Origin of the sequence: Pelagimonas varians (assembly GCF_003208435.1) — a bacterium.
Lineage (GTDB): Bacteria > Pseudomonadota > Alphaproteobacteria > Rhodobacterales > Rhodobacteraceae > Pelagimonas > Pelagimonas varians.
The window spans coordinates 135,557-155,234 of record NZ_QKMF01000005.1 but is presented as its reverse complement, the minus strand read 5'-3'; the positions used below and the strand labels follow the sequence as shown (position 1 = coordinate 155,234).

At 54.9% G+C, this 19,678-nt stretch carries 17 protein-coding genes; 6 read left to right on the top strand and 11 right to left on the bottom strand.

The window, feature by feature from the left end:
* Window positions 1-174: 174 nt before the first annotated feature.
* Window positions 175-1,659 carry an inorganic phosphate transporter gene (locus C8N36_RS08525; protein WP_097804454.1) on the top strand — a complete coding sequence of 495 codons (1,485 nt, stop codon included), beginning with the start codon at window positions 175-177 and terminating at the stop codon, window positions 1,657-1,659.
* 141 nt (window positions 1,660-1,800) lie between these two features.
* On the opposite strand, the gene C8N36_RS08520 is transcribed toward C8N36_RS08525, so the two are convergent.
* From C8N36_RS08520 to hmgA, 5 genes are all read right to left on the bottom strand, one after another.
* The gene (locus tag C8N36_RS08520; RefSeq protein ID WP_097804284.1) at window positions 1,801-1,995 is read right to left on the bottom strand and encodes a DUF2783 domain-containing protein; all 195 of its coding nucleotides are present in this window, start codon (window positions 1,993-1,995) and stop codon (window positions 1,801-1,803) included.
* A 3-nt stretch (window positions 1,996-1,998) separates the two neighbouring features.
* Window positions 1,999-3,621, bottom strand: a complete 1,623-nt coding sequence (locus tag C8N36_RS08515; RefSeq protein WP_097804453.1) for an FAD-dependent oxidoreductase — start codon at window positions 3,619-3,621, stop codon at window positions 1,999-2,001.
* A 330-nt stretch (window positions 3,622-3,951) separates the two neighbouring features.
* Window positions 3,952-4,902: an MBL fold metallo-hydrolase gene (locus C8N36_RS08510; protein WP_097804283.1), complete on the bottom strand. Its 951-nt coding sequence runs from the start codon at window positions 4,900-4,902 to the stop codon at window positions 3,952-3,954.
* 75 nt (window positions 4,903-4,977) lie between these two features.
* Window positions 4,978-6,237, bottom strand: coding sequence for a fumarylacetoacetase (gene fahA, locus C8N36_RS08505; RefSeq protein ID WP_097804282.1), 1,260 nt, complete (start codon window positions 6,235-6,237; stop codon window positions 4,978-4,980).
* An 85-nt stretch (window positions 6,238-6,322) separates the two neighbouring features.
* Window positions 6,323-7,681, bottom strand: a complete 1,359-nt coding sequence (gene hmgA / locus C8N36_RS08500; protein ID WP_097804452.1) for a homogentisate 1,2-dioxygenase — start codon at window positions 7,679-7,681, stop codon at window positions 6,323-6,325.
* A 132-nt stretch (window positions 7,682-7,813) separates the two neighbouring features.
* On the opposite strand from hmgA, the gene C8N36_RS08495 reads away from it, so the two are divergent.
* Window positions 7,814-8,257, top strand: a complete 444-nt coding sequence (locus C8N36_RS08495) for a MarR family winged helix-turn-helix transcriptional regulator (protein ID WP_097804281.1) — start codon at window positions 7,814-7,816, stop codon at window positions 8,255-8,257.
* A complete protein-coding gene (gene maiA, locus C8N36_RS08490; protein ID WP_097804280.1) occupies window positions 8,254-8,871 on the top strand; it encodes a maleylacetoacetate isomerase in 618 nt (205 codons plus the stop codon). The genes C8N36_RS08495 and maiA overlap by 4 nt, the downstream gene beginning before the upstream one ends.
* On the opposite strand, the gene C8N36_RS08485 is transcribed toward maiA, so the two are convergent.
* The 4 genes from C8N36_RS08485 to C8N36_RS08470 all read right to left on the bottom strand — a co-directional run bounded on the left by C8N36_RS08485 (window position 8,868) and on the right by C8N36_RS08470 (window position 12,649).
* Window positions 8,868-9,740 (bottom strand): sulfotransferase domain-containing protein, encoded by an 873-nt coding sequence (locus tag C8N36_RS08485; protein WP_097804279.1) that lies wholly within the window; start codon window positions 9,738-9,740, stop codon window positions 8,868-8,870. The genes maiA and C8N36_RS08485 overlap by 4 nt on opposite strands.
* Before the next feature lie 60 nt (window positions 9,741-9,800).
* Window positions 9,801-10,274 carry a MarR family winged helix-turn-helix transcriptional regulator gene (locus C8N36_RS08480; protein WP_097804278.1) on the bottom strand — a complete coding sequence of 158 codons (474 nt, stop codon included), beginning with the start codon at window positions 10,272-10,274 and terminating at the stop codon, window positions 9,801-9,803.
* A 133-nt stretch (window positions 10,275-10,407) separates the two neighbouring features.
* Entirely contained in the window at window positions 10,408-11,433 is a 1,026-nt protein-coding gene (gene tdh, locus C8N36_RS08475; protein ID WP_211318234.1) for an L-threonine 3-dehydrogenase, read from the bottom strand.
* A gap of 1 nt (window position 11,434) precedes the next feature.
* On the bottom strand, window positions 11,435-12,649 hold the full coding sequence (locus C8N36_RS08470; protein WP_097804276.1) for a glycine C-acetyltransferase: 1,215 nt from the start codon (window positions 12,647-12,649) through the stop codon (window positions 11,435-11,437).
* A 216-nt stretch (window positions 12,650-12,865) separates the two neighbouring features.
* Here C8N36_RS08470 and C8N36_RS08465 point away from each other — a divergent pair, with 216 nt between their 5' ends.
* Complete coding sequence (locus C8N36_RS08465) at window positions 12,866-15,202, top strand: Tex family protein (RefSeq protein ID WP_097804451.1); 2,337 nt, start codon at window positions 12,866-12,868, stop codon at window positions 15,200-15,202.
* A gap of 7 nt (window positions 15,203-15,209) precedes the next feature.
* On the opposite strand, the gene C8N36_RS08460 is transcribed toward C8N36_RS08465, so the two are convergent.
* Window positions 15,210-15,959, bottom strand: a complete 750-nt coding sequence (locus C8N36_RS08460; protein ID WP_097804275.1) for an aspartate/glutamate racemase family protein — start codon at window positions 15,957-15,959, stop codon at window positions 15,210-15,212.
* 12 nt (window positions 15,960-15,971) lie between these two features.
* Window positions 15,972-16,631 (bottom strand): GntR family transcriptional regulator, encoded by a 660-nt coding sequence (locus C8N36_RS08455; RefSeq protein WP_097804274.1) that lies wholly within the window; start codon window positions 16,629-16,631, stop codon window positions 15,972-15,974.
* 131 nt (window positions 16,632-16,762) lie between these two features.
* Between C8N36_RS08455 and C8N36_RS08450 the strand changes: the two genes are divergently transcribed.
* Together C8N36_RS08450 and C8N36_RS08440 are read left to right on the top strand one after the other, a co-directional pair.
* Complete coding sequence (locus C8N36_RS08450; RefSeq protein WP_211318232.1) at window positions 16,763-18,460, top strand: thiamine pyrophosphate-binding protein; 1,698 nt, start codon at window positions 16,763-16,765, stop codon at window positions 18,458-18,460.
* Window positions 18,461-18,880: 420 nt separating this feature from the next.
* Window positions 18,881-19,543: a sugar transferase gene (locus C8N36_RS08440; RefSeq protein ID WP_245910767.1), complete on the top strand. Its 663-nt coding sequence runs from the start codon at window positions 18,881-18,883 to the stop codon at window positions 19,541-19,543.
* The last annotated feature ends 135 nt before the right edge of the window (window positions 19,544-19,678 follow it).

The following is a 19,678-nucleotide window of genomic DNA, read 5'->3' as shown; positions in this document are numbered from 1 at the left end:
GATGATCAGCTCAACCATTGGAAGCCAAAGTGCCGCCAAAGCCGCCCCAAATGATGCAAAATAAGCGCACTGTCATTCAACGGTTTCCGGCAAAGCTCGACAGGGGTGTCCATGGTTGATTTGGCCACGCAGGGCGACTACCGAATGCAACAAATTTGTGACGGTGAGGGGACCATGACAAACAAAGACTTCGAACCACGCCATCTGGAAACGCTGGACCGCGATCTGGGTCGGTTTTCATCGCTGGAAAGTGCAACGACCTATGTTGGGCGACCCTTTGTGGGGTCCGGTATTGCCCTCGTCTTTATTGTGATGGCCGGCTTGGTGGCCATGCTGTTCTTTGGCAATTCCAACAACAGCATGATCGTTGTTATCGCGGCCGGACTGGGTGCCTATATGGCGCTGAACATCGGTGCAAATGACGTTGCCAACAATATGGGCCCCGCCGTGGGCGCAAACGCCCTGACATTGGGCGGTGCAATCGCAATCGCCGCGATCTTTGAAAGCGCCGGAGCGCTTTTGGCGGGCGGTGATGTTGTCAAAACGATTGCCAAAGGCATTATCGCACCAGACAGCATGCAAACTTCGGAAGTGTTCATTTGGGCTATGATGTCGGCGCTTTTGTCCTCTGCTTTGTGGGTGAACCTAGCCACTTGGGTCGGCGCGCCCGTGTCGACAACCCATTCGGTGGTCGGCGGCGTAATGGGCGCAGGTATTGCCGCAGCCGGTTTCGGAGCCGTGGCATGGGGCACAATGGGCACAATTGCAGCAAGCTGGGTCATTTCACCCGTTCTAGGTGGATTGGTGGCTGCCGGCTTTTTGTGGTTGATCAAATCGCGGATCGTTTACCAAGACGACAAAATCGAAGCTGCGCGTAAATGGGTTCCGGTTCTTGTTGGCATCATGGCGGGGGCGTTTGCCTCTTACCTTGCGCTCAAAGGGCTCAAGAAAATCATCAAGATCGACATCACAATGGCTCTTACCATCGGTCTCGCGATGGGTATCGCAGTCTGGCTGGTGATGATCCCTATCATTCGCCGCCAGTCCCAAGGATTGGAAAACCGCAACAAATCACTCAAGGTTTTGTTTGGCATCCCGCTGGTCGTATCCGCCGCTTTGCTGAGCTTTGCGCATGGGGCCAACGATGTCGCAAATGCCGTTGGACCGCTGGCCGCTATTGTTCAAGCCTCTGAATCCGGCAGCTTTACCCAAGCCATCTCTATCCCAATTTGGGTGATGATCATCGGGGCCTTCGGGATTTCCTTTGGCTTGTTCTTATTCGGGCCAAAACTGATCCGCATGGTGGGCAGCCAAATCACCAAACTGAACCCGATGCGTGCCTATTGTGTTGCCTTGTCTGCGGCGATCACTGTGATTGTTGCCAGCTGGCTTGGACTGCCTGTCAGCTCGACCCACATTGCTGTTGGCGGCGTCTTTGGTGTTGGCTTTTTCCGCGAATGGGATGCAGAGCGTCGCCTGCGCAAAGCCCGCCAATCGGTGCCTGACCGTGTGCAATTGACCCGAGAAGAGCGCCGTCGCCGCAAGTTGGTGCGCCGGTCCCACTTCATGACCATCATCGCAGCTTGGGTTATTACCGTACCTGCAGCTGCCGGTTTGTCTGCGGTGATCTTCCTAACGATCCAAGGCTTTGCTGGCTAAACACCGACTGCACAAAAATTTTCAACGCCGCCAAGGTTCACGCTTTGGCGGCGTTTTTGTGTTTTGGCAAATGCACTTTCACAACAGCTCTCCCGACCATTTTCGGCAAAGCAAGTCTGATTTGGGCGGACGGACCATAGATTAAGACTTCGCGGCCATTTCCATTGCCTCGTCCAGCACAGCACGATCCCCGATATGATTGGCCAAGATCAGCAAAAGGCGCGCATTCAGCGCGGCGCTTTCTTCATCAATAAGACCGTCATGCATATTGATCAGCTTGGCATAAAACCCGTCAGGGTCCGCAATATTAGGGGTTATTGTGACATTCTTGGTCATACCTTAGGCCTCCTTGCCGCATGCGGTCCGCAGCGCTGCGCGAACGGCTGTCTCATCAAATCTGTCCCATCGGGCCGCGACATGCTGATCGGGGCGGATCAGGTAAACAGCAGACGTGGCGTCACCCAAGTAGCGTTCTGCCAATGCTCCGGTTGGGTCGTCGGCGGACGACAGTTTAAGCTGCTTCGCACCAACGCCGTCTTCAATCAAACTGTCCAGCGCATCTGCATCGATCGTCAGAATTTGAAATCCGTTGCCCAGTTGAGACAACAGAAATCCGTCTACCAGCGGTGCATCGGGGCATGCGCTGCCGACCCGTGTCCGAGCCGGTCCACCCGTCAACATATCCGGCCCGTTCAAGGACAAACCATCATAGGTGCATGGCACCGACAGGCGCCCTGAATTGACCAATGGGCGCGCAAACGGGTAATCGCCGGCCAAAGACAAAACCGCATTGCGGAAAATGTGACTGGCTTTGGATTTTGGCGTGATGAAATCCGTTGCGCGGGTGGAATTGAGGATGTTTTCCTCCGCCCCGTACACCCTTTCTTCGGAGTAAGAGTCGAGCAGGCTATCGGGCGCATCACCCTTGATTACCAAGCCGAGTTTCCATCCCAGATTATCCACGTCCTGCATGCCCGAATTGGCTCCGCGCGCGCCGAATGGCGATACTTGATGGGCGGAATCCCCAGCAAACAAAACCCGGCCGTGGCGGAACTTGTCCATGCGTTTGCACTGGAAGGTATAGATCGAGGACCAGACCATTTCATAGTCCACATCCCCCAGCATCGCGTCCAAGCGACGGCGGATGTTTTCTTCTTTCATCTCTTCTTTGCGGTCCACATCCCAGCCGATCTGGAAATCGATCCGCCATGTGTTGTCAGGCTGCTTGTGCAGTAAGGTAGAGGCACCAGACCCATGTGACGGTTCAAACCAGAACCAGCGTTCGGTCGGGAAATCGGCCGTCATTTTGATGTCGGCAATCAAGAAACTGTCTTGGAAAACCCGACCTTGGAAATCGAGGCCCAACATCCCCCGCAGCGGGCTTGCCGCGCCGTCTGCACCAATCAGCCAATCAGCCTTAATCTTGTAGTCGCCATCGGGGGTCGAGATTGCCAGTTCAACATAATCGTCAAACTCGGTGATGTTATCGACGCGGTTTTTACCGCGCAGTTCAATCGGCGCACCTGCGGCCTGCGCCTCGCGGACGCGATCAACAATAAACTTTTCGAAATACGGTTGCTGAAGGTTGATAAAGGCCGGATATTTGTGACCCTCTTCGGGAAGCAAGTTGAATTCATACACCTGCCCCTCTTTGTGGAACACCTTTCCGACGTTCCAGACCACACCTTTTTCTAGCATCGGATCACCACAGCCATAGCGATCTGCAATTTCAAGGCTACGCTTGGCAAAACAAATGGCACGGCTGCCCATGCCGATGCCTTCGTGATCATCCAGCACAACGACCGGAATACCCTGCAGGCCCAGATCAAGCGCTGTGGCGATACCAATTGGCCCGCCGCCCATGATCACAACCGGATGGCGCACCGGGCTAGCGGCATCCTGATCGGCGCTTTTCTCATATGGATATAGCTTGAAGGCTAATGAATAGCGGTCCTCAAACATGGTGTCCTCCTCCATCATAATGCAACGCCAAAAGGCATCACCCGTTTTTTTGCCGCAATCACTGCACTCAGAGCGAAACATCCTGAGAGGATCAAAGCCAATGTACCAAGCGCGAGCGGCACATTGGCGACACGCCCAATCCAGTGTGTTCGTAGAATGCGTCCTGCTTGGATCATTGCGTGACTTTGATTGCTTAGTGAATTTTCAAATGGTCAACACAGTTTGAAAAACTGAATCAAGTAAACAACAGCGCAGATCGCGAACCCAAGCCACAGCAACAGAAATGCTGCGGCAAAGGTGTATTCACTGAGCAACCACCAATTCAAAACATCAGTCCTGCAAAGCGTCCCACATGTCTTTGTCGCGCTGTGCGGTCCAGACGCGGGGGGTGTCGATGCCGCGGGCTTCGTCATAGGCGCGGGCGACGTTGAAGGGCAGGCAATGCTCATAAATCGCGTAATCATTGAACTTGGGGTCGCATTCGGCGCGGCACGCATCCCATGCTTCTTTGAGAGATCCGCCGCGCGCCACAACCTTGGCCACAGGTTTGTAAGTTGAGCGCACAAAATCAGCGGTGGCGGCAATGGCCTTTTCCACCATTTCTTCGCCAACCAAAGCGTCACCGCGACCCGGCGCGATGCTCTTGGGTTCGAATTCAGCGATGTTCATCAGGGTGTCTTCCCAATCGCCGAAATGCCCGTCGCCGCAATAACAGGCCGAATGGTATTCGACGATATCGCCGGTGAACATGACTTCTTGATCAGGGACCCAAACAACGGCGTCTCCAGCGGTATGAGCACGGCCAAGATGCATGATGTCAACGCGGCGGTTGCCAAGGTAAACGGTCATGCTGTCGCTGAAAGTCGTGGTTGGCCACGTCAGACCGGGAATTTCTTCGTGCCCTTCAAACAAGCGCGGGAAGCGGTCAAATTCACTATCCCAGTCCTCTTGGCCACGTTCGGCTACCATCGACCGCGCAGTATCAGACATGATAATTTCTTTGGCACCATAGGCCGACGCGCCGAGCACGCGAACAGCGTGGTAATGTGTCAAAACCAGATGGCTGATCGGCTTGTCCGTAACTTCGCGCACACATTCCAGAACCTTACGCGCAAGTCGCGGCGTCGCTTGGGCTTCTATGATCATCACGCTGTCGTCACCGATGATCACGCCGGTGTTTGGATCACCTTCAGCGGTAAAGGCGTAGAGCCCCTCGCCGATTTGGGTGAAAGAGGTTTTCTTGGCTTCCATATCGCCTGCAGATGCAAATGCCTTGGCCATGGGATGTCCTTTTCTATGGGTCGCCAGAGGAGAGTGCGGGAGCCTCCGGCGGGAGTTTATTTGGCAAGATGAAGCTTAGGCGTGCGGTTTTTCGTTAGCGGGCAGGATTTTGCCCTCGCAATACCCAAAGCCGATCCGGAAACCGTCGCCTTGCGCAGCGCCTTTAAGGGTAAGCGTATCGCCGTCCTCAAGGAAGGTGCGCGTTTCGCCGGTATCCAGCGTCAGAGGCTCTTTCCCGCCCCAGCTGAGTTCCATCAGCGATCCCCGGTTCTCTTTGTTTGGACCAGAGATGGTGCCAGACCCCAGCAAATCGCCAGTGTTCATTGGGCAACCTGACGTCGTGTGATGGCATAGCTGCTGAGCGGCTGAATAGTACATCTCATTGTAGTTGGTGCGTGCAATGGTTGTTGCATCCTTGCCCTCAGGCGCAAGGGTCACTTCCAGCTCAATGTCATACAACATTGGACCCGGCTCTGTCAGGTAAGGCAGCAATTCACGCTCGCGCTCAGGGGTGGAGGTCCGAAAACCTTCCAGCGCGGCTTTAGTCACAATCCATGGAGAAAGTGTGGTTGCGGTGGCTTTGGCCTGGAACGGCCCAAGAGGCTGGTATTCCCAACCTTGGATGTCGCGCGCGGACCAGTCGTTCAGCAACACGTAGCCGAAAATCATGTCATCCGCTTGTTGCACATTGACCATCCCTTCGGAGCAGGTGCCGACAATGGCCCCCATCTCAAGCTCAAGATCAAGACGCGCACAGGGCGCAAAGCGAGGAAGTTCGTCGTTGGGCCCCTTTAGCTGACCCCATGGGCGGCGGACATCGGTGCCGGACACAACAACAGACGACGCGCGGCCATTATAGCCCGTTGGGATCGACAACCAGTTTGGCGGCAGGGCGTTATCGGCACCGCGAAGGATCGTTCCGATATTCATCGCGTGATGCTTGCCCGCATAGAAATCGGTGTATTCACTAACGGCAAATGGCATGACCAGCTGCGTGCCAATTTGGGGAACCAAAAACGGCACAAGCTCAGGGGCGTCGCCGTTTTCTTCGGACAAAAGTGCCGTCAAAGCCGTGCGAAACGCCGCCCAGACATCCGGCCCCATGGCCATAAAGTCGGTCCAGTCGCCAAAGAAGAATACTTCGTCTTCCTCAGCGGCCGGCATTAAAATTCCGGCCTCTTCCAAGGCCGTGACGTCCAGAATCATATCACCGATTGCAACTCCGCAATGGGTTTCATCCTCTTCGGTTTTAAACGCACCATACGGCAGGTTGTTCAGAGGGAAATCGGTGTCGGGCGTGTTGGCGCTTTCGACCCAGGACTTTAGAAGAGGCATGGTGGACCTTTCGAATAACAGGGAACGGCCGGGGTCCTTTTCATTGACAGGATCCCGGTGCATCGGGGGGCACCCCCCGTTTTATTTACTTCTTACCCGGCGTGCCGTCGAATTTCTTTTCGATGGTGGACCAACAATCAATGTACTCGTCTTGCAGCGGGGCTTCGGTCGCCGCGAATGCGGTCAAATGCTGCGGAAAGCGGGTTTCAAACATAAAGGACATTGTATTGTCCAGTTTTTCTGGCCCCAGCTCGGAATAGGATGCCTTGTCAAAAGCATCGCGGTCAGGCCCGTGTGGCAGCATCATGTTGTGCAGTGACACGCCACCGGGAATAAACCCTTGCGGTTTTGCGTCATACTGGCCGTAGATATTACCCATGAGTTCGGACATGATGTTCTTGTGATACCAAGGCGGGCGGAACGTGTCTTCCATCACCATCCAGCGTTCGCGGAACAAAACGAAGTCAATGTTCGCTGTACCTTCGACGCCAGATGGGGCAGTCAAAACGGTGAAAATCGAAGGATCGGGGTGGTCAAACAGGATCGATCCAACGGGGCAGTAGGTTTTGAGATCATATTTCACCGGACAGTAGTTGCCATGCCATGCAACAACATCCAACGGCGATTGATCAATCTTGCAACTGTGGAATTGCCCTGCCCATTTGATGGTCATGGTAGAGGGCACTTCGCGGTCTTCATAGGCTGCGACCGGCGTTTTGAAATCGCGGCGGTTGGCCATGCAGTTTGCACCAATCGGCCCACGGCCGGGTAGGTCGAACTTTTGACCGTAGTTTTCGCACACGAAGCCGCGGCACGGACCTTCGAGAACCTCAACCCGATAAACCAATCCACGTGGAAGAATTGCGATTTCTTGCGGCTCGATGTCGATCACACCCAGTTCGGTGCAAAACCGCAGTTTGCCTTCTTGTGGCACGACCAACAGTTCGGAATCGGCTGAAAAGAAATAGCTGTCCACCATGGATTCATTGACCAGATAGATATGCGTGGCCATGCCGACCTGAGTGTTCACATCACCGGCAGAGGTCATGGTGCGCATGCCCGTCAGCCATGTCAGGCCCTCGCCATGTGGGACAGGATCCCAGCGGTATTGACCCAGTGAAATCACATCCGGATCAACGCAGGGTGCGGATTTCCAATAGGGTAGATCGATTTTGCTATAGCGTGAACTGTGCTTGACCGATGGGCGAATGCGGTAGCACCATGTGCGTTCATTTTGATGGCTTGGCGCTGTGAAGGCGGTGCCTGTCAACTGCTCTCCGTACAGGCCATAATTGCAACGCTGCGGCGAATTCATTCCCTGTGGCAGCGCGCCGGGCAGCGCTTCGGTTTCAAAGTCATTGCCGAAACCGGGCATGTAGCCTGCGGTTGTGCCAACCGTATCCTTGGCGCGGATCATGCTTGCGGGCAGTTCATGGTGGGTCATTGAAAATCCTCCTTCGCGCATTTCGCTTGGCCACATATTTCGTTGCGAATGCAACGATGTCAACAAATTTGTTGCAAATGAAACGACTCTTGGCGCAAACTTAGGAAAATGCTCGTGTTTGAAGGCTGCTCTATGTCCGACTCCCTCCCTGATTTCGATCTAGACCGCTATTTGCCCTATCGGTTTGCAGTTATCGCGACCCGACTCAGCAACGAGCTTTCAACCCAGTATCGTGAAAAATACGGAATCTCGATTGCGGAATGGCGGGTGCTGGTCAATCTGGCTTATTCGGACAGCACGTCGGTTCGCGATATCGAAAAACGCGTCAGCATGGAAAAATCCAAGGTCAGCCGCGCGGTGAGCCGCCTTCAGGAATCCGGATATCTGACCAAGGAAATCGACAGCAATGATCGACGGCTGTTGCAGTTGGAATTGACCCCCAAAGGCGCGAAACTGGTTGGCGATCTTGTACCGCTGGCTCAGGCTTATCAGCGCCAACTTGAAGCGCAACTGATGGATAAGGTGCCGGGCTTACAGACCGCATTGGACGAACTAATGAAAGACGCAGATCTATGATCACCCTATTCGATTACTGGCGGTCTTCGGCCAGCTACCGGGTGCGCATTGCACTTGGGCTAACGGGTGAAGCTTGGAAAAGCCAAGTGGTGGATTTGCTTGAGGCCCAGCACAAATCGCAGCCGCATTTGGCCCGCAATCCGCAAGGGTTGGTTCCTGCGCTTGAAATTGACGGGCTGATGTTGACGCAATCGGTTGCAATCATCGAATATCTTGATGAAACACGCGCGTTGGGGTTGCTGCCTGCCGATCCGGTTTCACGCGCCCGCATCAGAGCCATTTCCCATGCGATCGCCATGGAGATCCATCCGGTCTGCAATCTAGGTGTCGCCAAGTTTGCCAGCGCCCAATCGGAGGGCACCATCACCATGCAAAGCTGGATGCAGCACTTTATCACACCGGGGTTGGCTGCCGTTGAACAGATGGTCGGTGAAGGTGACTATTGCTTTGACGAACAGGTTTCCTTAGCGGACATCTGCCTGATGCCACAGATCTACAACGCGCAACGCTGGGATGTGGATCTGGGCCCGATGCCAAAACTGCGCCGCATTTCGGCGGCCTTGGCACAGATTCCGGCGTTTGCCGCCGCGCATCCCGACCAGACTCCGCATTAGGCAGCAGCACTGCCCCATTCCAGCCAACGCCGCTCTGATGGCGAAAGCAGTTTTGAAACCTCGGCGTCGTAGGCCGCCAAATCATCCTTTGTCAGCTTGCCTTCCCATTTGTTGCTGGTCCCACTATCGAAAAAATGCGCGTCATTTTTCCAAAAGCCTTGTCCAGCTGACGGGGTAAACCTGTCGGCGTTCGCGCGCATGTTTTCGAACTGCGCCGCCTTGATCAACTGGGCCATCATGTCGGAAGAATGAGACAACCCCGTATGATCGGAAATTTGGCCGAACGTTTTTGGCAGATCGCGCGACATATCTTTGTAGTGCAACCGTAGACAGTTTTCATACCTGTCGCGCGCCAAGGCACTTTTGTAATGGTCGACAATGGAGGACAGGCAGACGTGATCCTCTTGCGCTGTCAGGAACTTATGGAAAGCCTCTTGCACTGAGCCGGTTTTGTCAGGCCCACCGATTTCAGCTTTGATGTTGGCGTTGTGGGCTTGAAACGAGAAATGAACATCAATCGGGTGCCGATAGACGGTGATATACCGCACCCCCTTCCAAAATGGCAGGCAATCGAGAGGCGAATGGCTTTTGAAATGCCTGCGGGTGGTTTGCGCCTCAATCCGCTGCAAAACCTGTTCGATTGGCCGGAATGTCATATCGATCCACGGTGATTTCATCGAAACATCTGCGTTCACATTCGGATCACCTGCGATCAACAAAGCAAGAATACTTTGCGTCCATGTGGTCCCCGATTTTGGCGGTGTGGAGACGATAACATCACCACTGCGCGCAACCACTGACGCCCACCGCGACGAATCTGCAATAAAATCCACATAGCGGCGTTCAGGCGGCTCAGGTGGGGGTAGCATGGCGCATTCCTTGTGCTCAAAAGCCCCACTATGACCAGAACCAGCCCTCAAAGATACAAGCTACGGGGCCGTTTGATCCTCGCCCCCCTGCTCGGGTGCATCAAGCGCCTTGAGCAGTTCGCGCATACCAGTCTGCAATGCGACACGCGCGTCGCCATCCATCGCCGCCAGAATTTCGTGCGCGCGGGCATCAACCTGAGGCTTGATTTCTTCAAACAGGCTCCGGCCTTTGTCGGTACATTTGTACAGCTTCAAACGCCGGTCATTTGCCGCTACTTCGCGGGTAATCAGCCCCTTGTCTGCCAGCCGTTTGGACGCACGGGACAGCTGCACCTTGTCCAAGGTTGTGCGCTGGGCCAGCTCATTCGATGCAATTTCTTCGGCTTGTGACAACAAAAACAAAAGACGCCATTCTTCGCGGCTCAGCCCATAGGACTTGCCGTAGACATCCATCAAATTCCGCGAAAACCGCTCTGCAGCAACAGCAAACCGGTACGGAAAGAATGCTTCGAGCTGGCTAAGCGTTTGTGACATTCAGGGGTCCACAATTTGGTTTCACTTGCAACAATCTATTTACGTTAAATACAAAAACCTCCTGACGGTCAATCGCTACGGGCTTTTGGGCAATGCCTCCTCTTGGAAACATGCCCTCTTTGCATTGCAGCTTTTACCCCCAATCCATCACAACCTTTCCAGCTTCGCCCGAAACCATCGCGGCGAATCCCGCCTCATAGTCATCAATCGAAATGCGGTGTGTGATCAGGTCAGTCAGATCCAAGCCCGATTGCACCAGAGCAATCATTTTGTACCAGGTTTCATACATTTCACGGCCATAAATACCTTTGACCGTGAGCATCTTGAAAATGATCTCGTTCCAATCGACCGCAAATTCTGTGGGTGCGATGCCCAACAAGGCGATCTTGCCGCCATTGTTCATCCGGTTGATCATTTGGCGCATCGCAGGCGCTGCCCCCGACATTTCCAACCCGACGTCGAAACCTTCGGTCATGCCGATTTGCGGCATCAGGTCGAGCAGTTTTGTTTGGCTGACATCCACCACATGCTGCACCCCCAAACGGCGTGCCAGATCAAGGCGGTAGGGCGCAATATCCGTGATCACCACTTTGCGTGCGCCCGCCTTTTGCGCCACCAGGGCACCCATGATCCCTATTGGCCCCGCTCCGGTGACCAACACGTCCTCGCCGACCAAATCAAAAGACAAAGCTGTATGTACAGCATTCCCAAACGGGTCAAAAATTGCGGCAATTTCATCGGGAATATCGTCGGGGATCGGCACCACGTTGCTTTCTGGAATACACAGGTATTCGGCAAATGATCCGGATCGGTGAACCCCGACACCCAAGGTATTGCGGCACAACTGCCCACGCCCTGCCCGACAATTGCGGCAGGTTCCGCAGACAATGTGGCCTTCGCCAGACACCCTCTGGCCGATCTTGTATTTCGACGCAGCCGCGCCGCAATCTACGATCTCGCCACAAAACTCATGCCCGACAACCATGGGCACCGGAACGGTTTTGGCTGACCACTCATCCCATTTCCAGATGTGAACATCCGTTCCGCAAATAGCCGACTTTCTGACCTTGATCAGCACCTCGTCCGGTGCGGGCTCGGGCACAGGCACACGTTCCATCCAAAGACCGGGCTCCGCCTTGGCCTTCACCAGTGCTTTCATTTCATTGCTCATTGGACGCCCCCCCGATAATGTTCATGTCTCGGCCAACATCGATGAAGGCGTCGATAGCGTGATCCAGCTCTGCGCGGCTGAGTGCGGCGGACATTTGGGTCCGAATGCGGTCTTGCCCCTTGGGCACAACCGGAAAACTGAAAGGGGCGACATACACACCCTTGGCGTCCAAGCGCTTCGCCATCTCTTGTGCCAATTTCGGATCGCGCAGCATCACCGGAATGATCGGATGTTCACCGGGCAACAAGTCAAATCCCGCACCCGACATGCGCGCCCGAAAATGGGCTGCATGCTGCATCACTTGATCCCGCCGTTCGGTTGACGCCTCAAGCATATCGAGCACTTTGATAGAGGTTTGCGCAATCACCGGTGCCAATGTGTTGGAAAACAGATAGGGGCGGGATCGCTGCCGCAGCCAGTCAACAACTTCGCGTTTGGCGCAGGTATACCCACCCGAAGCACCGCCCAGCGCTTTGCCCAGTGTTCCGGTGATAACATCGACCCGCCCCATTACATTGCAATGCTCGATACTGCCGCGCCCTGTTGCCCCGACAAATCCCACTGCGTGGCTATCATCGACCATGACCATCGCGCCGTATTTGTCAGCCAGATCACAAATCTGCCCCAGCTTGGCGATAAAACCATCCATCGAAAACACCCCATCCGTGGCAATCATCTTAAACCGCGCGCCTGCGGCCGTTGCCGCCCGCAACTGCGCTTCGAGATCATCCATATCGGAATTGGCGTAGCGGAAACGCTTTGCCTTGCACAAACGCACACCGTCGATGATCGAAGCATGATTCAGCGCGTCGGAAATGATTGCATCATCGGGGCCAAGCAGGGTTTCAAACAGACCGGTATTCGCGTCAAAACAGCTGGAATAAAGGATCGTGTCCTCAAACCCCAAGAAACGGGCAAGGCGCGCCTCTAACTCTTTATGTTCTTCTTGGGTGCCGCAGATGAATCGAACCGACGACATTCCATAGCCATAGCGGCTCAGCGCATCGCGCCCGGCCTCAATCAGATCAGGATGATCAGACAATCCCAGATAGTTGTTGGCACATAGGTTAATCACCTCGCGGCCCGTATCCAGCGCGACAGTGCCGCCCTGTTTGCTGGTGATCACACGTTCCGTTTTGTAAAGACCTGTTTGCATCAGCATCTCAATCTCACGGGTCATATGGTCAATGAAGTCAGCGGTCATCGTCGTCTCTCCGTGATTGTTGATATGGCGTGCTGGGCGTGTGGCATCAGCTTTGCCGCCCTATACGATTGCCTATTGATTAGGCAGGTTGGGGCCTGTGCAGCGCAAGCCCCTTTCTGATGAATCTTTGTGATCTTCGCAATCAGCGCTTTCCCCCTTGGAGCCGCGCCAAGCAACGGCTATCACTCTCTTCCGACCCAAGTTCAGGAGTGTGTTTTGGATCAGACCGCAACCCGTATCGCCCGCACCATCGCCACCGAAATCGGGGCTGCTGCCAATCAGGTCAATGCCGCTGTAGAGCTGTTGGACGGCGGGGCGACTGTGCCGTTTGTCGCCCGCTACCGCAAAGAAGCGACCGGCGGGCTGGATGATACACAATTGCGAAACCTGTCCGACCGGCTGACGTATTTACGCGACCTGGAAGCGCGGAGGGCCACGATCCTGAAATCCATCAAGGAACAGGACAAGCTAACCGATACTCTGGCCCGCGCCATTGCTGCGGCAGACACCAAATCCGGCCTCGAAGACATCTATCTGCCCTACAAAACAAAGCGCCGGACAAAGGCGATGATTGCCCGCGAAAACGGATTGGAGCCGCTACTGGACGGTATTCTCAACGATCGCCAAGCGGATCCGGAAGTGCTGGCAAAGGGCTATCTGTCTGACGCCGTTGCGGATGTGAAATCTGCCTTGAACGGTGCGCGCGATATCTTGGGTGAGCGGTTGACAGAAAACGCCGATCTGCTGGGACGCTTGCGCGAGTTTATGAAGCAAGAGGCGATCATGTCGTCCCGCGTCAGCGAAGGCAAAGAACAAGCAGGGGCCAAGTTCAGCGATTATTTCGACCACTCCGAAAAATGGAGCAGCATTGCGCCACACCGCGCCTTGGCGATTTTGCGCGCCTCGAAAGAGGAAATCGTGACCATCGATATCGCACCGGACAAAGAAACCGGTGTGCCGCGGGCCGAAGCGATCATTGGTGCGGCCATCGGTATTCGCGGCGACGGCCCCGGCGATGCGTGGTTGCGCAAAATGGCATCTTGGACCTGGCGGATCAAGCTTAGCTTGTCGATGTATATGGATCTGCTGACAGACCTGCGCCAACGTGCCCATGAAGAAGCCATTCTGGTGTTCGCCCGCAACCTAAAAGATTTGCTGTTGGCCGCACCTGCTGGCCCCCGCGCCACGCTTGGGCTTGATCCCGGCATCCGAACGGGCGTCAAAGTTGCGGTGGTGGACGCAACTGGCAAAGTTCTGGACACCGCGACCATCTACCCCTTTCAGCCGAAAATGGATGTACGCGGCTCCGAAGCCAAAATCATTGAATTGATCACCCGCCATAACATCGACCTTGTGGCCATCGGCAACGGCACCGCCAGCCGCGAAACCGAACGCCTTGTTGCCGATACGCTGAAACTGCTGCCGCAAGGTGTCAAAGCCCCGACCAAGGTTATTGTCTCCGAAGCCGGCGCGTCGGTCTATTCCGCCTCTGAGCTGGCGGCGCGGGAATTTCCTGATCTGGACGTATCCTTGCGCGGGGCGGTTTCGATTGCCCGCCGGTTGCAAGATCCACTGGCTGAACTGGTCAAGATCGAACCGCAGTCCATCGGCGTTGGCCAATATCAGCATGACGTCGATCAGCGCCGATTGGCCAAAACCCTTGAGGCCGTGGTCGAAGACGCGGTGAATGCTGTTGGTGTTGATCTCAATATGGCCTCTGCGCCATTGCTTGCGCATGTTGCCGGACTGGGCCCCAGCCTTGCGCAATCCATTGTGGATCACCGCGATGGCAACGGCGCATTCCTATCGCGCAAAGCTTTGCTGAAAGTTGCCGGACTGGGCCCCAAAGCCTTTGAACAATGCGCTGGATTTTTGCGCATTCGCGACGGAAAAGAACCGCTGGATGCATCCTCGGTTCACCCCGAAGCCTATGACGTTGCGCGCAAAATCGTACAGGCTTGTGGTCGTGATTTGCGGGCCATTGCTGGCGATGACATGGCACTGGGCAGCCTTCGGGCAGAGCAATTTGTAAGTGATCGCTTTGGCCTTCCAACCGTGCGCGACATTTTTGAGGAATTGGAAAAGCCCGGCCGCGATCCGCGCCCCAGCTTCAAAACCGCCAGCTTTGCGGATGGCATCGAAGACATCAAAGATTTGCGCCCGGGCATGTCCCTAGAGGGTACAGTCACCAACGTTGCGGCCTTCGGGGCCTTTGTTGACGTTGGCGTCCACCAAGACGGTTTGGTCCATGTCAGCCAATTGGCGGACCGTTTTGTCAAAGACCCACATGAAGTTGTCAAAGCCGGTGACGTGGTCAAAGTGCGCGTGACCGAAGTTGACGTTCCGCGCAAACGGATCGGCCTGTCGATGCGCAAAGACGGCGGTGCAGCCCAAAGCGACCGGTCCGAGCGCCCTGCCCGCAGCCCAAAGCCACAAAACAACGGGCCCAAGGGCGGGCAATCCTATCGTAGCGGCCCCAAGGGCGGCAATTCAGGCGGAACGGGTGCCTTTGGGGCCGCGCTACAAAATGCGATGAAAAAGAAGGGGGGCTAACCCCCTTTCAACCGCGGCGTGGGTCAGCCAAATTCAGTGCAAAGGCGTCTGGTTCCAAAGATTGGTGGAACCAGCGGGCCAGCGTATAGACCGAATAGACCGGCAATCCGGTGATTTTGCGAATATCCGCAGCATAGGGCGTCATATTGGTGCATTCCAAAACGATTGCGCCGATGTCTCTATGCTCTGCCATCAATCGATTTGCTGCATCCACCATGTCTTGGCGACAGCGTTCAAAGTCGATCTCCAGGTGGTCACCCAAAATTCGGGTGGTGAATTCACCGCCCGCTGCGGTTCCAACAATGGGAACCTGCGCCGGATCGCCAACCCCTGCCGCCAACAGATGGGCCGGGGTCAATGTCGCTTCGGAAATTGTCAGAACGCCAACCCGTTTGGTGGAAGGCAGTAGGGCCTGAACCATCGGAATTTGCATCAACGAAGATGTGGCAACCGGTACGCCAACCTCTTGCGCCAACCGATCTTGGATCAAGGCTAAAAATCCGCAGTTGGTGGTCAGCCCGTCACAGCCGGAGGCAACCAGATCCTTACCCGCCGAGATGAAGTCATCGACCAAGTCCATTGGGTTTTGCCGCACAACTTTGTCCGGACTTGCCCCGCGCACCACCCGATATTGAACAGGAAATGGAAAGGTGCCCGCATTGCCCAGATCACCCAATATCCGTGGAAACCGCGTCTCCAGCATCAATATGCCGAGCGTCGCCCCGTAAACTGTTTTTCCGCCATATTGAAACGACATTCGCCCGCCTTTTTAACTGGGAACATAGAGTTGCGAATAGGCCTGCCGCACAGTCTGCGTCGCCTCTTCGTTGCTGGTGCGCACATGATCGGCCAACCGCTGGGTGACCAAATCCGCATTCCGGTCCATCAAAGCTTCTAGAATTCCGGAATGCGCGGTGTGTGTCAGGTCCAGCTTGTTGCGGATCGCGATCAGGCGCACATAGCGGATTTGCACATAGATATTTTGCAGCGCCCGAACCAGCTCCGGGTTGTGTGCCAGCCCAACCACGCGCATGTGAAACCCTTCGTCCATTTCCGCCAGCCTGTGGGGCGGCGTTCCCGGAACGTATTCGTTTTGGCTGCTTTTCAAGTAGTCGCGGAGCTCACGTAATTCGTCGTCGCTTGCCCGCGCTACGGCCAGTCTACCGGCATGCGTTTCGATGGCTTCGCGCAGCTCATAAAGATGTAAGATCTTTTCGGGGCTTAGCGAACGACAAAAGAAGCCTTTGCCGTCTTGCGCGTATAGAAGCCCTTCGGCCACCAATCTGTTGAGCGCTTCACGCAGCGGCGTCCGGCTTGCGCCAAGCGCCTTGGACAGGGCGCTTTCGTTGATTCGCTCTTCTGGTTTGAATTCAAAATTGGCGGCCATTTCGCGGACCTGCCCATAAATGCTGTCGACGCTATTGGCCATTTGCGGCCCCTTCAGTTGCTTGGCCTAGACATAGGGCATCTTGGCGGGCCAGCGCAAATGGTTTGTAGACATTTGCGCATCACATGCTGTATACAGCTTGGAACACACCACTCACTTCAATGAGACAGCCAATGACCGAAGCAAGCAATTCAATGACTGGCGCACAGGCTATGGTCCGCAGCCTTGAAGCGCACGGGGTGACCCATATTTTCGGCCTTTGTGGGGACACCACACTGCCGTTCTATGATGCAATGCGAAATCTGGATCATGGCATCACACATGTTTTGGTGCGCGATGAACGCCATGCCGCATATATGGCCGATGGGTATGCCCGTGTGACGGGCCGGGTTGGAGTCTGCGAAGGCCCGTCTGGTGGTGGGGCAACCTACATTCTACCCGGCCTGATCGAAGCCAACGAAAGCTCTTATGCCGTACTGGCCATCACCACCGATATTTCGGTCGGATCCTACGGAAAGTTTCCTCTGACCGAGGTCGACCAAGACGCCTTGATGAAACCACTGACCAAATTCAATACCGTCATCAAACGCGCCGATCAAATTCCACGCATGGTGCGGCAGGCATTTCGGGCCATGACAACCGGCCGAAGCGGTGCCGCCCATTTGGGCCTGCCCTATGACATCCTATATGATCCGGTTCCTAGCGACGACGTCTGGGGTGATCCACAACACGCGACATTTCCGGCATATCGGTCAGGGCCCGACGGGCAATCGGTTCAAGATGCCGCCGCCGCATTGCTATCCGCACGCCAACCTTTGGTGATATGCGGTGGTGGTATCGTCATCTCAGGTGCGATGGACGAGCTAGACCATCTGGCAACACGCCTCGACCTTGCCGTTGCAACCTCGATTTCAGGCAAAGGCTCTTTGGCGGACACCCATCCGCAATCTTTGGGCGTCGTCGGGTCTAACGGCGGCACAGACGAGACATGGGAAATGATGGAGGCCGCCGACCTCGTTGTCTTTATGGGGTGCCGCGCGGGATCAACCACGACGTCCCGCTGGGAAGCCCCGAGTGCCAACACCCGTATTATACATTTCGACAGCGACCCAATGACAATCGGTGCCAATTATCAGACCGAAGTTGGCGTTGTTGGAGACCTGAAACTTGTGTTGACCGCGCTGAACCGCGCGCTGGACGCGATCCCGGACCTTCCCACTTTCGGGGCGGCCAAACATATCGCCGACATCAAGGCGCGGAAATTTGCGCGCTTCGCCAAACTTGCGGCGGACGAACAGGTGCCTTTGCGGCCCGAACGGATCATCGATACACTGAACAGACTGATGCCGGACACAGCCACCGTCGTTTCGGACCCCGGCACAAGCTGCCCTTATTATAACGCGTACTCTCAACAAAAGTTTCCCGGCCGGCATTACATTACCAATCGGGCGCATGGCGCTTTGGGCTATGCGTTGCCCGCCGCACTCGGCGCATGGTTCGGGCAACCTGATCGAAAAGTTGTGGCGATGATGGGCGACGGGTCCTTTGGGTTTTCCTGCGGCGAACTGGAAACCATCCGTCGCGTTGGCGCTCCGATCACCTATTTGGTTTTTTCCAATGCATCGTTTGGATGGATCAAAGCCAGCCAACATGCGGATTGCGACAAGAGGTATTACAACGTCGATTTCGAACGTACGGATCATGCCATGATTGCACGCGGTTTTGGCATTCGATCATGGCGGATCGAAACCGCTCAAGATCTGGAGATCGCCCTAGCAGAGGCAATTGCGGCACAAGAACCGACCTTGTTGGATATCGTTTGCCAGCCGCTAGAGAAATCTGCCGCACCGGTACGCCGTTGGATGGGGTGAATCGGATCGCAACGACCCCGCCTGAGGCTGCACCTAAAGTGCAGACACACTTTTAAAGTGCATTTCCCACCTCGTACTGCTTCATTTTCAGGCATTCCCCAAAAGAATCAAACGATATAGTTAACGATCGAAAGTTGCCTGTCATGTCGATGTCACACTTCGCAGAGGGGGCCGAAAGAAAAATTTTTATTACTATTTTTAACAACTTGCCGCAAAAACCCTTCCGAACATTCGTCCACCTCCACTCAACTGGACCGATAAATCGTCGGCCAAGCTGCTCAAAAACGCGGCAGCCGTCGCAAAAGGTTAACGTATTCTTAATTGACTTAAAGACACCCATCCAGCTATTCCAAAGAATAGTCGTCTGGGTGTTTTTCCCAGAAAATCAATTGAATTTAAATTAAATCAGAGGGTGCAAAGGTGTTTGATTCCACAATGCTAAACAGCGCGTCCGGTACCACTGGACACGTGTCCCACACCGAACTTTCTTTGGGCAGCACGTTCTTCCGTGTATTCAAACGCAGCTTCGATATCATGGTTAGCATTGCGCTGCTTCCAGGCCTGTTGGGTGCCATTTTGGTGCTTTTGGTGCTCAATCCATTTCTCAATCAAGGCTCTATTTTCTTTGTTCAAAAACGGATGGGCAGGGGCTGCAAAAGCTTTCAAGCCATCAAATTCCGGTCGATGCGCAAAGTTACCAAAATTACCCGCTCAGCTGATGATCCGCTCGAGTTGGACCGCATCACGCCACTTGGGCATTTTCTGCGTAAAAGTCGGCTGGATGAATTACCGCAAATTTTGAACGTTCTGATGGGCGATATGAGCTTGATCGGTCCACGCCCTGACTTCATTGATCACGCGGAAGAGTATCTGCAGACAATCCCTGGATACCGCGAGCGCCATATGGTGCGGCCGGGTATCAGTGGCTTGGCGCAGACTGAACTGGGTTATATTGAAGGTACAACCGCAACACGGCGCAAAGTTCAGGCGGACCTGTACTACATCACGCATCGCGGATTTGGCCTTGAAATGTGGATTTTTTGGCGGACACTTTCGGTCGTTGCACGCCGAGCCGGAGCTTAATACTGCGCAGCCGGAAACCGGCATTTGCGACGCCGTCAAAAGAATACAAAATGACCCTAGCTGCAGATTGCATAGCAGCTAGGGTCATTTTCATCCTTCGAACATGCCCACTAAATGTTGCACATATGTATCAAA

What these genes read in the sequence shown, in the direction of transcription:
- C8N36_RS08525 (WP_097804454.1), top strand. Translation starts at nt 175, where the DNA reads ATGACAAACAAAGACTTCGAACCACGCCATCTGGAAACGCTGGACCGC.
- C8N36_RS08520 (WP_097804284.1), bottom strand. Translation starts at nt 1,995, where the DNA reads ATGACCAAGAATGTCACAATAACCCCTAATATTGCGGACCCTGACGGG.
- C8N36_RS08515 (WP_097804453.1), bottom strand. Translation starts at nt 3,621, where the DNA reads ATGTTTGAGGACCGCTATTCATTAGCCTTCAAGCTATATCCATATGAG.
- C8N36_RS08510 (WP_097804283.1), bottom strand. Translation starts at nt 4,902, where the DNA reads ATGGCCAAGGCATTTGCATCTGCAGGCGATATGGAAGCCAAGAAAACC.
- fahA (WP_097804282.1), bottom strand. Translation starts at nt 6,237, where the DNA reads ATGCCTCTTCTAAAGTCCTGGGTCGAAAGCGCCAACACGCCCGACACC.
- hmgA (WP_097804452.1), bottom strand. Translation starts at nt 7,681, where the DNA reads ATGACCCACCATGAACTGCCCGCAAGCATGATCCGCGCCAAGGATACG.
- C8N36_RS08495 (WP_097804281.1), top strand. Translation starts at nt 7,814, where the DNA reads ATGTCCGACTCCCTCCCTGATTTCGATCTAGACCGCTATTTGCCCTAT.
- maiA (WP_097804280.1), top strand. Translation starts at nt 8,254, where the DNA reads ATGATCACCCTATTCGATTACTGGCGGTCTTCGGCCAGCTACCGGGTG.
- C8N36_RS08485 (WP_097804279.1), bottom strand. Translation starts at nt 9,740, where the DNA reads ATGCTACCCCCACCTGAGCCGCCTGAACGCCGCTATGTGGATTTTATT.
- C8N36_RS08480 (WP_097804278.1), bottom strand. Translation starts at nt 10,274, where the DNA reads ATGTCACAAACGCTTAGCCAGCTCGAAGCATTCTTTCCGTACCGGTTT.
- tdh (WP_211318234.1), bottom strand. Translation starts at nt 11,433, where the DNA reads ATGAAAGCACTGGTGAAGGCCAAGGCGGAGCCCGGTCTTTGGATGGAA.
- C8N36_RS08470 (WP_097804276.1), bottom strand. Translation starts at nt 12,649, where the DNA reads ATGACCGCTGACTTCATTGACCATATGACCCGTGAGATTGAGATGCTG.
- C8N36_RS08460 (WP_097804275.1), bottom strand. Translation starts at nt 15,959, where the DNA reads ATGTCGTTTCAATATGGCGGAAAAACAGTTTACGGGGCGACGCTCGGC.
- C8N36_RS08455 (WP_097804274.1), bottom strand. Translation starts at nt 16,631, where the DNA reads ATGGCCAATAGCGTCGACAGCATTTATGGGCAGGTCCGCGAAATGGCC.
- C8N36_RS08450 (WP_211318232.1), top strand. Translation starts at nt 16,763, where the DNA reads ATGACCGAAGCAAGCAATTCAATGACTGGCGCACAGGCTATGGTCCGC.